This is a genomic window from Marinitoga lauensis (assembly GCF_004135675.1).
Lineage (GTDB): Bacteria > Thermotogota > Thermotogae > Petrotogales > Petrotogaceae > Marinitoga > Marinitoga lauensis.
The window spans coordinates 214332-226581 of the sequence record NZ_QHLX01000004.1 but is presented as its reverse complement, the minus strand read 5'-3'; the positions used below and the strand labels follow the sequence as shown (position 1 = coordinate 226581).

Here is a 12250-nt window from a genome sequence, read left to right as displayed (position 1 = left end):
CTTTATTTTTTAGATAAAAATCAAAACCACTTTTTTCTATTTCATAGCTTGCAAAATGCAAATGATATTCATAAATATCATTTGCAAGAATTATATTATTTAATTTTAAATTTTTTAATGTATTGAATATATCCTTATAGTATTCTTCTTTTCCGACAGTAATAATAACTACATAATTATCTGGATTATCTATATATAATTCTTCTGGAATAATTACAGGAATATTATTGTATTCTTTTTTTGAAGGATTTATATCTATAATCCTATCAACTTTTATATTTTTATATCTATTTATAACGATAGTAAAAAAGGTTATACATCCACTTCCACATCCATATAGAATTAATTTTTATTTTTTATGATTTCATGAAAAGCGTATTTCTTATTATTGGGTATATTTTCTTTTATAAAGAGTTTTTCTAGCTCTTTCTTATACATCATATCACCATTAATAAGATAATATATCTTCTGTTAAATATATTCTTGTTTTTCTATGCTTGTTATTCTGGATTTTTTCATCATCGTAAAAGGAATCATCCTTATAATGTGTTGTGGAGATCTCTTCAATAACTGCTCCATTCTTACTATAAAAAGAATGTTTTTTATTTCTTTCTACGACAATAACATCTCCAGGTTTATACGTTTTTTCGTCATTATCTATTTTTATTGTGAAATCACCATATAAAACATTAAATGTTTCTTCTTTTTGTTTATGATGATGTGTAGGGTGTTTTTGACCTGGCAATAATATTATTATCTTTTTGCAATATTCTCTATTAATTATTTCAATTATGGTTGCTCCATATTCATTGAATTTATCTATACCATAGTGATGAGAAAGTTCGCATAAACTATTTTCAGGTATTACAACATTACTTTTTTTCACAATGTCAAGTATGGATTTTACATATTTTTTTATCTCTGGATATAGATCTTTTATCTCTACATTGTTTTTTGTTACAGGGGCATTTCTCTTTATATCTTCAGTTGCAACAAAATTTTTGTATTTTGACATATCATTTGCAGCATATTGTTCTTCCTTTCGAGGAATTGCAAAAAATACATCATTTAATGTAATATTTTCCCCTTTTTTTATATTTCTTATTGCATAAATTCCCCGTCTTAGATTATGTAATGCTTCAAGTTCTGCTTTTGGAAATTTATATCTTTCTCCCTTTACACCATTCATAATAAACGCATCTTTAGCAGATAGTAACCATTTATAAACCTGGTCTGGCCTGGCCGAATAGGCGTTTAATTTTATATTTTCTGTTTCCACACCGACATGTTTTTCAAATATCCATGCACCTTTAGCAATTGCCATCTTTATTGCATCAAAATTATCAGGGTTTTCATGAGTGGAAAATCCCACATTGATCTCAGGAAACTCATTTTTTAATAGGTCAATCTGATTTAGTTCCAGTTTATCTTTAGGTGTAGGATAAGCGGCAACACAATGCATAATGTTTATCTTTTTATTTCGATGCTTGAAAAAATAAACAACATTTTTTATATCGTTTAATGAAGCCCCGGCAGTTGATGCTATTATTGGCTTATCATATTGTGCAATTTTTTCCAGTAATGGCCAATCCGTAAATGAAGCACTGGCAATTTTTATAATATCGTAATTATGATCTATAATCCTTTCAACGGATTTTTCGTCAAAAGGAGTACACATTGATATAAAACCATTATCTTCAACGGTTTTCTTCAATTCAAGGAATTCTTCTTCAGAAAGACGTGTTTCTGTAAATCGTTTTATATATTTATAAGAAAAATCATCTTTATGGTCTGGATGAATAAATGTATCTAAATCTCTATATTGAAACTTAAATGCAAAGTCAAAAATATCTTCAAATTCTTTTATAACTTTTTTCATTTCAAGAATAATTCTTTTTCCATGTTCCACACTACCCTGATGATTATTAGCCATTTCAAAAACAAATAACGGTTTTTCAAAAAGCATATTATAGCCTCCTTACCATATTTTCCATGGAGCTTTTCCGAAATTCCATAGATTTTCCAGTTCATGCTTATCTCTTAATGTGTCCATAGGTTTCCAGAAACCTTCGTGTTGATATGCCATTAGATTTTTTTCTTTAGCTAATCTTTCAAGAGGACCATTTTCCCATGCAGTATATTCATCGTCTATATAATCAATAACTTCTGGTTCAAGAACAAAAAAACCTGCATTTATTTTTGATTTATCGCTTTTTGGTTTTTCTATAAAGGACTTTACCACATTATTCTCTTCAATATCTAAAACGCCAAATCTTCCAATAGGTTGAGTGACAGTTATAGTAGCCAATCTTCCGTGACTACGGTGAAATTCCACTAGCTTTTTAATATTTACATCACCAACACCATCACCATATGTAAGCATAAAGGTTTCATTACCGATGTATTTTCTTACTTTTTTAATTCTTCCACCTGTCATTGTGTCGAGCCCAGTATCTACAAGTGTAACTTTCCAATTTTCAGTATAAGAATTATGTATTTCAATATTTCCGTTGGAAAGATCAATGGTCATGTCACTCATGTGTTTATGATAGTTCATAAAGTATTCTTTTATAATGTATCCTTTATAACCAAGACAGATTATAAAATCATTATATCCATAATAAGAATAAATTTTCATAATATGCCATAAAATGGGTTTTCTTCCTATCTGAATCATTGGTTTTGGAATTCTCGTGGTTTCTTCTTCTAAACGGGTACCGTAACCACCTGCAAGAATAACGACCTTCATAACAATTCCCCTTTCAATAGATTTGAATGTTTTAATATACTTTTAAATACTTCTTTTTCATCGTAGAAATTAAGAGCCTTAATTGTATATTCTTTTAGTTCTTTTCCAATATTTTGCAAATATTTCTTTGGATTATCATTATCAAGAATATTTTTTATAATATCAAAATATGTATTATATTTATAAAAATCAAAAGTAGGGTCTTCCAATTTAAAATCTTTTCCAAGAATACCCTTGGATTTATATACCCAGTATATCCATTTATAAAATTAAACCATGGCGTGGTATCTGCAAAAATTGTTGGAATACCGAGATAGGATGTTTCGCTTGCAGAAACTCCGGTATTGATTGCTAAATCATGAATAGAAACAAATCTAAAATCTATTTTTTCCATTGGTATTAATTTCATATATTTTTCCACTCTGTGAAATTTAATAATTTCCTTGATTATATTACTAAATCCACCTTTGCCAACGATATTTACATAAAATTTATATCCGTTATTTAATAGTTTAGCCATATCTTCAACAGCATTTAAAACAAAGGATTTTGTATATACAAGACGAGGATAGGCTATTATCCTTATGTTATTATCAAAATTATTATTCAATTTTATATTTTTTAATTTGTTTATACTAAAATAAGGAACCCCAACATAATGATAATAATTATCTGGCTTATAGTTTTTAATTCCTAATCTTAATTCCAGATATTCTTTTGTGAGAGCATCAATGAATAAAATATTATCAATATTTCCTTTATAAAATTCAATATTTTTATCGGTATTTCCAATGAAAAAGTTTACTATAGTGGTTAAATAATGTTTGATGTTTAAATTTAATTTATTTCGTATTTTTTCGAGCCATATACTCGTTGTAACAGGATGACCTATTACAAGATCTGGTGGGAATATCTTTTTTATATCGTTTAATTCTTTCTCAAAATTCCTAATTTTTCTTACATCTTCCGGATATTCTGAAAGAGGTGTATTTATAATTAATATTTCTCCTTTAAAATCAAGATCTTTCATAATATCAAGTGATTTTTTTGAATAATTATTGGAAATAAAGATAAGCTTATATCCATATTTTTTCGCTTCTCTTGAAAAAGAGGCTATAACTCTTTCTCCACCACCATATTGAAATCTTGCAAATTCATTCATAACATACCATATATATTTCTTTTCAGATGAACTTGAAAAAGAAAATCTCAATATTTTCTTTTCCTCAAAAATATAATTTTCTTTTTTTATATCTTTTTCCAGAATTTCAAGTATATTTTCTATTTGTGCCATTTGCTTTTCAACAGGATAATTATCTTCTATAAATCTTCTATATTTTTCAGAGTGATATTCGCTATTTAAAACTAAATTTAAAAATCCCTCAACATCATTAAAAATATTTTCTTCAGGCCATATTTTTCGACTTTCTTTCCATGCGTGAATAATTGGTTTTAAACCTATTGCCATCGCTTCACCAACAGTATAATGAAAAGACTCTTCTATGGAAGTAGACAGAATAAAGTCCATATCCTTTAACCATTTTCCAAGGTTTTCAACACGTGGAACAAAGGTAATATGTTTTTCCAGATTCATTTCCTTTATCATAGTTTCAATAGCCATTTTATACCTTAAATCCTGAAATTTTCCACGAACATAAAGCTTATAGTCTGCATCTTTTTTTATTAATTCATTAAAGGTCATTAATAATATCTCAAATCCTTTTCTATAATTAATATTGCCTATTATAACAAGATTTTTGCCATGTGTTTTTTTAGGATAATAATTGAATTTATTTAAATCAATTCCATTTCTCAATATGCTTACTTTTTTGGAGTCAATTATATTTCCAAATCTTTTATAAAATAATTCTTTTTTATGTTCTGCTACAAAGAAAACATGATCAACAACATCCATTTAATTTGTTTTGGAATATCGGTGAATACCTCATAACCGTGTATTCTACATATGACCTTTTTATTTTTCAAATCAACATTATTGGTTACAAAATTTGCAACTTCATTGCCCCATTCAAGCCATATAATATCCGCCCATTCTGCGGCTTTTTTTAATTCTTCACCGTTATTTGAGATAATTAATCTGGTATCATAGATATATGATAAATTTTCATATATAGGTTTTATAAACGTTTCTAATGAAGGTAAGCATAAAAAGGCTATTTTTATATTTTTATAAAATGTTTTTTTAGCCATTTCTAATTTTTCAGACATAGAAGGGTTAGGAGCAAGAGAAGAAGCTATGGTATAATATTTTAATCCAAGTGATTTGCTTCTATTATTTGTTTCAATATCACCAAGAATATCATAAACAGCCCAGTCTTTTTGATGAATACGCATTAAATATCGCCATGCATCTAAATAATTATTTTTCAGGTTTAATAAATATCCATAATTAAAGAGCGTATCATCATCAATAGGGTTTAATTTGAGGGACTTTTTAAAAAGTTTTTCGGTTTCTTCAAAGTTATTTTTATTAAATTGTATTAACCCAAGAAGGTTATATTTTTTGCTATTATCCTGTGCTTTTAATAATAGTTCTTCTGCTTTATCATATTCACCCTTTTCTATTAATTTTATAGCGGAATTAATAAGTTTCATAAAAAAACCCCTTTAATATAAATTTTATTAACATTGTTACTTTTATTATATCATAATATTTAAAGGAGCTAAAAAAATGAAAAAATTAAAATCGAAAAAAGAAGTAAAAGAAATATTGGATATTCTATCAAAATCATATCCGAACCCACAAACGGTATTAAAATACAATAATAATTTTGAATTATTAATAGCTGTAATGCTTTCTGCACAAACCACGGATAACCAGGTTAATAAGGTAACACCTATTTTATTTGAAAAATTTAAAACACCGAAGGATTTTGCTGATATTACGCCTGAAGAATTAGAAAAATACATAAAGGGTGTGGGTTTGTATAAAACAAAGAGTAAAAATATAATAAAGACCTGTAAAATATTGGTAGAAGAGTATAATGGAAATATCCCAAAAACAAGGGAAGAATTAATGAAATTACCAGGGGTAGGAAGAAAAACAGCGAATGTGATCTTGAGTGTAGCATTTGGTGAAGATGCTATTGCAGTTGATACGCATGTTTTTAGAGTTTCAAATAGAATTGGTTTAGCAAATAGTAAAGATGTAAAAGAGACAGAAGAGGATTTGATGAAAGTTATACCTAAAGAAATGTGGGGTAAGGCACATCATTGGTTGATTTTTCATGGTAGAAATACCTGTAAAGCAAGAAATCCAAAATGTGAAGAATGTCCTATTAAGGAATATTGTGATTATTATAAAAATACAAAAGTATAAAACTGGTCAGATAATCTGACCAGTTTTTTATATATCTGATTATTTATAAAATTCAAAGTAAAATTAATAAGAAATCTTATAAATAAAAGAGATATTTGGCATTATTTGAAATTCTAATTGCTAAAATAGTGTTAACGAAAGTTGTAAGGGTTTTTAATTTTAAAGTAAAAGTTATATAATTTTATAAAGTTTGAATAGGGAGGGATAGGATTGACAACATTAGAATTAGCAGAAAAATATCGAGAAGATATTGTAAAGTTTATGAGCAAATTAATAAAAGCACAGAGTTATTCCGGTCAGGAAAAAGAAGTTATCCAGGTAATCAAGGAAGAAATGGAAAAAGTAGGGTTTGATGAAGTGAAAATAGATGGTCTGGGAAATGTTCTTGGAAGAATAGGCAATGGAAAACATATTATTGCCATGGATGCTCATATTGATACTGTTGAAGTAGGAAATCCAGACCTATGGATAAAGACCCATTTAGTGGTGATTGGGATGAAGAATGGGTATATGGAAGAGGTGCATCGGATCAGAAAGCAGGTATGTGTTCCATGGTATATGGTATGAAAATATTAAAAGAATTAAATCTTCTTGATGATTTTACTGTTTATGTAACAGGTACTGTTATGGAAGAAGACTGTGATGGATTATGTTGGAGATATATAGTAGAAGAAGATAAATTAAAACCAGATTTTGTAGTTATAACTGAGCCAACAAGTTTAAATGTATATAGAGGGCATAGAGGAAGAATAGAATTCAGAATAAAAACAGTGGGATTATCTGCTCATGCCAGTGCTCCTGAACGAGGAGATAATGCGATATATAAAATGGCAAAGATTATAAATGAAATAGAAAAGTTAAATGAGAATTTACATTATGATCCATTTTTAGGCAAAGGAACAATAGTTGTTTCGCAAATATTCTTTAAATCACCTTCGCATAACGCAGTTCCAGATGAATGTGTAATTCATATTGATAGAAGATTAACAGCAGGAGAAACAAAAGAAAGTGCATTTGAAGAAATAAGAGAAATATTCAAAAAAACAGGCATAGATGCAGAAATTGTTGAGTTAACATATTCAAAACCTGCATATACCGGTATTGAATATCCTGTTGAAAAATATTTCCCAACATGGGTAGTTGAAGAAGATTCAGATGTTGTTCAAGCAGCTAAAAAAACATATATTAAAACATTTGGTAATGAACCATTAATTGATAAATGGACATTCAGTACTAATGGTATAGCAACAGCAGGTGTATATGGTATTCCTACGGTAGGTTTTGGCCCTGGTGATGAGAAATATGCACATGCACCTAATGAAAAAGTAAAAATAGAACATCTGGTAAAGGCAGCAGCATTTTATGCTAATTTTCCAAAAACATTAGTAGAAAAACTTAAATAATATTTTAAATAAGGGGAGATAGGTATGTCAGCATTCTTTAAAACAGAAAAAAGTAGACATTTTATAACAACACAGGACTTTACAAATGAAGAAATAGAAATGATGTTAGATTTAGCAAGAGACTTAAAAATCAAAATGGCTTCTAACGTTCCAACACCATATTTATTATATAAAACATTATTCTTAATATTTTTTGATCAATCAACAAGAACAAGAAATTCAATGGAAGCAGGTATAGCTCAACTTGGAGGTCATGCTAATTTCTTAAATCCAAGCACTATGCAATTATCTCATGGCGAAACCCAGAAGATACGGCAAGAGTTTTAGCAAGAATGGGCATGGAATTGCAGTTAGAGCATGTGAATTTGGAAAGGGAAATAAATACTTAAGAGGAATGGCTTCTGTTTCACAGGTTCCTGTTATGAATTTGCAGGATGATGTTTATCATCCATTCCAGGTATTAGCTGATGTTATGACAATACAGGAAAGATTTGGAAAGAATTTAAAAGGATTAAAGGTTGGTATTAGTTGGGCATATGCAGAAAGTCATTTAAAACCATTATCCGTTCCACAATCACAAATATTATTATTTACAAGATTGGGTATGGATGTAACCCTTGCATATCCTGAAAAATTTGATTTAATGCCAGATATCGTTAAACAAGCTCAGGAAAATGCAGAAAAATATGGTGGAAAATTGAATATTTCACATAAAATGGAAGATGCATTTGTTGATGCGCATGTTGTTATTCCTAAAAACTGGGGCGGCTTCTTTGTTTCTGATGATCCTGAGGAAATTAAAGCAGAAACCGCAAAACATAAAGACTGGATTTGTGATGAAGAAAAAATGAAATTAACAAGACCAGATTCTGTTTATATGCATGCTTTACCTGCAGATAGAGGAAAGGAAGTTGTGGATTCTGTTATTGATGGACCACACTCAATAATATTTGATGAAGCAGAAAATAGATTGCATACAGCAAAAGCAGTTATGACATTATTAATGGGTGGAAGATAATAAGGTGTGATTTTATGTTTGATCTTGGAATATTAAATGGTGCGGTATATATATCAGGGAAGTTTTTAAAAGCTAATGTTTATATAAAAAGCGGAAAGATTTGTGATATTAGCAGATCGCGACTGGAAGCTAAAAAATATTATGATATTTCCGGGAAGTATTTACTTCCCGGTTTTATAGATCCACATGTACATTTTCACCTTGATTTAGGAAATTATATTTCTGCTGATGATTTTTATTCAGGGTCTATTTCTGCTGCATACGGTGGAATTACATCATATATAGATTTTTTAGATCCTGTAAGAACAGCAGAAGAATTAGAAAGGGCTTTTGAAGATAGATTAAATCTTGCTAAGAGTAGTTTAACAGATTATGCTTTTCATGCTACAATAGCAAATCCAACAGATGAACCAGAAAAAATATTAAAAAAAGCAAGACAATTGGGATTATCAAGTATTAAATTATTTACCACATATTCTTCTTCAAATAGAAGAACATATGATGGATATATAGCAGAATTGTTGGAAAAATCAAAGCATTATGGAATAGTAATATCTGTTCATGCAGAAAATGATGAGATTATAAAAAAATATGAAAATGAGGAAATTAAGGTTAAAGACCATTCAAAGTATAGACCAACTATTACTGAATTATCAGAAGTAATAAAATTAGCAGAAATGGCAGAGTATTATAATGCACAATTATATATAGTGCATCTTACCAGTGGGAAAACATTAGATGAGTTAAAGAAAAAGTTTAATCATATTCTGGGGAAAAATCTCGTTATTGAAAGCTGCCCACATTATTTTTATTTTACTGAAGATATATATAATACAGAAAAAGGTTACTTATATACAATGACTCCACCATTGAGGAGTAAGAAAGAAAAAGAGTTGCTCATAGAAAACATAAATTATATAAACACAATAGGAACAGATCATTGTCCTTTTAATGTAGAAGAAAAGAAAAAAGATATAGTGAATGGTATGCCTATGGGTATAGGTGGAGTTGAATTTTCATTTGTATTAATGTATTCAATGTTTGGAAAAAAGATAATAGACAAATTTACAAAAAATGTTGCTAAGTATTATGGATTAAAAAATAAAGGAGAAATATTGCCAACATATGATGCCGATCTTGTTGTATTTGATCCAGAGAAAGAATGGATAATAAAAGAACATCATTCAAAATCAGATTATATACCGTATAAGGATTTCAGAGTGAAAGGAAAGATTATTTCGACAATATCAAGAGGGAAGTTTATTGTAAAAGATGGAGTTCTAAACAAAAGGGTTAAAGGTTCATATATTAAAAGGGGAGAAATAATATGGTAAAAACCATAATAAATTGTAATATCTTTGATTATGAAAATTACAAAGAAAATCAATATATAAGGTTTGATGATAAAATCCTTGAAGTAGGAAGTATGGATGATTTTAAAAAAAGAAATAATGAAGAGATTATTGATTTTAAAGGGAAATTGGTTATGCCGGGTTTTGTTAATGGTCACACACATATATATTCTACTTTTGCTCGGGAATGAGCGTTGAATTCAATCCTGAATCCTTTTCAGATATATTAAAACAATTATGGTGGAGAATGGATTCAAAGATAGACTTAGAAACGACGTATTATAGTGGTCTTGTTAGTGGTATTGAATTCATTAAAAATGGAATTACAACATTTATAGATCACCATGCCAGTGGAACAGCTATAAGAGGAACATTAGATGAATTAAAAAAAGGAACATGTGATGAAATAGGTTTAAGGGGATATTCTGTTTTGAAACCAGTGACAGATTTAATGTTAATGAATGTATAGAAGAAAATGTTGAATTTTTAAAAGAACGTTCTGAAAAGTATGCTGGGATGTTTGGGCTTCATGCATCCCTTTCATTATCCGATGATACATTGAAGAAAGTATCAGAAAATTTAAATGGAGCACCTATACATATACATATAGCAGAGAGCCTGGAAGATGAGGAAGAATCTATAAAAAATTATGGAAAAGAGTAGTTGAGAGATTAAAAGAGTTTGATTTATTAACAAAAAACTCTATTCTTTCTCACTGTGTTCATATAGATGAAGAAGAAGCAAATATTATATCAGAACATGATATATTTGTAGCGTTAAATCCAACATCAAATATGAATAACGCAGTGGGATTGCCAAATTATAAATTATTAAAGGAAAAAGGAATAAAAACAATAATAGGTAATGATGGTCTTGGTTTTAATATAACAAGGGAATATTTAAATCTCTATTTTACTCAAAAATATAGATATAAAGATCCAACATTTTTTAACTTTGATGATTTAAAAAATAATATTGATAATGTATATTATCTTGCCGGAGATTTATTAAATATAAAAATTGGAAGGATAAAAGAAGGGTATAAAGCCGATATGATTTCATATAACTACATTCCATTTACGCCATTAAGTGAAAGTAATATTTTTGGACATGTGTTTTTTGGTATCTGGGATAAGTTAGATGTAATAGATACCATTGTTGATGGTAAGTTTTTAATGAAAGACCGAAAAGTAGAATTTGAAGTTGAAAGAATTTATAATGAAGCAAAAAAGGTTGCTGCTAAATTGTGGGATAGACTTTGAGGGGGAAAGTATGGATTTAAGTACAAAATTTGCAGGAATAAAGTTGAAAAATCCTTTAATGCCAGCATCGGACCGCTTGTTGGTGATGATGAAAAGATGTTATATATAGCAAGATTAGGTGTTGGTGGAATGGTTACAAAAACCATTTCTACAAAGGCTGCAGAAGTTCCAAGGCCATGTATATATGGTACAAATAATTATATAGTTAATGCAGAATTATGGTCTGAATTGCCACCAGAAAAATGGATAAATGAAATATTACCAAATCTAAAAAAAGAACTTGATATACCATTAATTGTTAGCGCAGGGTATACAAAAGAAGATATGGAAATTTTGATTCCTCAATTGGATAAATTTGCAGATGCATTCGAAATCTCAACACATTATGTAGGAAAGAATTTAGATACTATTGCAGAAACAGTAAGAACTATAAGGGCAAATACAGACAAACCAATCTTTATGAAAATGAGTCCGCATATTCCTGATCCAGTAGAATTTGCAAGAATGGTTTTAAAAAATGGTGGAACAGGTGTTGTAGCTATTAATTCTTTAGGACCAACTATGTTAATAGATATAGAAAACAGAACCAATTTAATTGGTAATGATAAAGGCCAGGTATGGATTTCAGGTCCTGTTATAAAGAATCTTGGATTAGCATTGGTAAATACAATAAAAGAAGCGGTTCCAGAAATTACAGTTATTGGAGTTGGTGGAATAGCCTCAGCCGATGATGTTATAGAATATTTATTAGCAGGAGCCGATGCAGTTCAAATGCTATCAGCAGCACTAATTAGAGGGAAACAATTATATAAAACAATAGTTGATCAACTTCCAAAAGCTCTTGAAAAATATGGATTTAATAGTATAGATGAGGTTAAAAAGACAGGTTTAAAGAAAAAAGAAGTAGTATTTGAACCAAAATATCCACAAATAGATCTTAATAAATGTACTTTCTGTAAGCTTTGTGAAATGGTATGTCCATATTGGGCTATTACAGTGGATAAGGAAAATAAACAGGTAATAGTAGATGAAGATAAATGTTTTGGATGTAGTTTGTGTCAGAGTAGGTGTCCTGTAAAAGCTATTAGTGGTGTAATATAAAAAACGGCTGCTAACAGAGCAGCCG

General features: G+C 29.1%; 11 protein-coding genes and 3 pseudogenes. 9 read left to right on the top strand and 5 right to left on the bottom strand.

The annotated features are described in order from the left end of the window. Positions 1-448: 448 nt before the first annotated feature. From DJ007_RS08440 to DJ007_RS08425, 5 genes are read right to left on the bottom strand one after another with little or no spacing between them, the layout of a single operon-like run. Positions 449-1966, bottom strand: a complete 1518-nt coding sequence (locus DJ007_RS08440; RefSeq protein WP_129409202.1) for an N-acetylneuraminate synthase family protein — start codon at positions 1964-1966, stop codon at positions 449-451. Between the two features lie 12 nt (positions 1967-1978). Then, a complete protein-coding gene (gene rfbF, locus DJ007_RS08435; RefSeq protein ID WP_129409201.1) occupies positions 1979-2749 on the bottom strand; it encodes a glucose-1-phosphate cytidylyltransferase in 771 nt (256 codons plus the stop codon). Continuing rightward, the gene (locus DJ007_RS14750) at positions 2746-2958 is read right to left on the bottom strand and encodes a hypothetical protein (RefSeq protein ID WP_165974083.1); all 213 of its coding nucleotides are present in this window, start codon (positions 2956-2958) and stop codon (positions 2746-2748) included. The genes rfbF and DJ007_RS14750 overlap by 4 nt, the downstream gene beginning before the upstream one ends. Beyond that, positions 2904-4664: a glycosyltransferase gene (locus DJ007_RS08430; RefSeq protein ID WP_129409200.1), complete on the bottom strand. Its 1761-nt coding sequence runs from the start codon at positions 4662-4664 to the stop codon at positions 2904-2906. The genes DJ007_RS14750 and DJ007_RS08430 overlap by 55 nt, the downstream gene beginning before the upstream one ends. Further along, positions 4634-5365 (bottom strand): tetratricopeptide repeat protein, encoded by a 732-nt coding sequence (locus DJ007_RS08425; protein ID WP_129409199.1) that lies wholly within the window; start codon positions 5363-5365, stop codon positions 4634-4636. Before DJ007_RS08425 ends, DJ007_RS08430 begins: the two co-directional genes overlap by 31 nt. A 76-nt stretch (positions 5366-5441) precedes the next feature. On the opposite strand from DJ007_RS08425, the gene nth reads away from it, so the two are divergent. The 9 genes and pseudogenes from nth (at position 5442) to DJ007_RS08395 (ending at position 12225) form a co-directional block, all read left to right on the top strand. Continuing rightward, positions 5442-6089 carry an endonuclease III gene (gene nth / locus DJ007_RS08420; protein ID WP_129409198.1) on the top strand — a complete coding sequence of 216 codons (648 nt, stop codon included), beginning with the start codon at positions 5442-5444 and terminating at the stop codon, positions 6087-6089. A 261-nt stretch (positions 6090-6350) separates the two neighbouring features. Next, a pseudogene (locus DJ007_RS08415) lies at positions 6351-7492 on the top strand (YgeY family selenium metabolism-linked hydrolase). Positions 7493-7516: 24 nt separating this feature from the next. After that, a pseudogene (locus DJ007_RS08410) lies at positions 7517-8510 on the top strand (ornithine carbamoyltransferase). Between the two features lie 14 nt (positions 8511-8524). Further along, positions 8525-9844: a dihydroorotase gene (locus DJ007_RS08405; RefSeq protein ID WP_129409197.1), complete on the top strand. Its 1320-nt coding sequence runs from the start codon at positions 8525-8527 to the stop codon at positions 9842-9844. Further along, complete coding sequence (locus tag DJ007_RS15910; RefSeq protein WP_206076245.1) at positions 9838-10053, top strand: hypothetical protein; 216 nt, start codon at positions 9838-9840, stop codon at positions 10051-10053. Before DJ007_RS08405 ends, DJ007_RS15910 begins: the two co-directional genes overlap by 7 nt. Further along, entirely contained in the window at positions 10050-10331 is a 282-nt protein-coding gene (locus DJ007_RS15905; protein ID WP_206076244.1) for a hypothetical protein, read from the top strand. The genes DJ007_RS15910 and DJ007_RS15905 overlap by 4 nt, the downstream gene beginning before the upstream one ends. A gap of 47 nt (positions 10332-10378) precedes the next feature. Further along, positions 10379-10525: a hypothetical protein gene (locus tag DJ007_RS15900; RefSeq protein ID WP_206076243.1), complete on the top strand. Its 147-nt coding sequence runs from the start codon at positions 10379-10381 to the stop codon at positions 10523-10525. Continuing rightward, a complete protein-coding gene (locus DJ007_RS15895; protein WP_206076268.1) occupies positions 10498-11124 on the top strand; it encodes an amidohydrolase family protein in 627 nt (208 codons plus the stop codon). Before DJ007_RS15900 ends, DJ007_RS15895 begins: the two co-directional genes overlap by 28 nt. 10 nt (positions 11125-11134) lie before the next feature. Beyond that, a pseudogene (locus tag DJ007_RS08395) lies at positions 11135-12225 on the top strand (4Fe-4S binding protein). Positions 12226-12250: the final 25 nt, after the last annotated feature.

What these genes read in the sequence shown, in the direction of transcription:
- DJ007_RS15900 (WP_206076243.1), top strand. Translation starts at nt 10,379, where the DNA reads ATGTTTGGGCTTCATGCATCCCTTTCATTATCCGATGATACATTGAAG.
- nth (WP_129409198.1), top strand. Translation starts at nt 5,442, where the DNA reads ATGAAAAAATTAAAATCGAAAAAAGAAGTAAAAGAAATATTGGATATT.
- DJ007_RS15905 (WP_206076244.1), top strand. Translation starts at nt 10,050, where the DNA reads ATGAGCGTTGAATTCAATCCTGAATCCTTTTCAGATATATTAAAACAA.
- DJ007_RS08425 (WP_129409199.1), bottom strand. Translation starts at nt 5,365, where the DNA reads ATGAAACTTATTAATTCCGCTATAAAATTAATAGAAAAGGGTGAATAT.
- DJ007_RS15910 (WP_206076245.1), top strand. Translation starts at nt 9,838, where the DNA reads ATGGTAAAAACCATAATAAATTGTAATATCTTTGATTATGAAAATTAC.
- rfbF (WP_129409201.1), bottom strand. Translation starts at nt 2,749, where the DNA reads ATGAAGGTCGTTATTCTTGCAGGTGGTTACGGTACCCGTTTAGAAGAA.
- DJ007_RS08405 (WP_129409197.1), top strand. Translation starts at nt 8,525, where the DNA reads ATGTTTGATCTTGGAATATTAAATGGTGCGGTATATATATCAGGGAAG.
- DJ007_RS08430 (WP_129409200.1), bottom strand. Translation starts at nt 4,664, where the DNA reads ATGGATGTTGTTGATCATGTTTTCTTTGTAGCAGAACATAAAAAAGAA.
- DJ007_RS08440 (WP_129409202.1), bottom strand. Translation starts at nt 1,966, where the DNA reads ATGCTTTTTGAAAAACCGTTATTTGTTTTTGAAATGGCTAATAATCAT.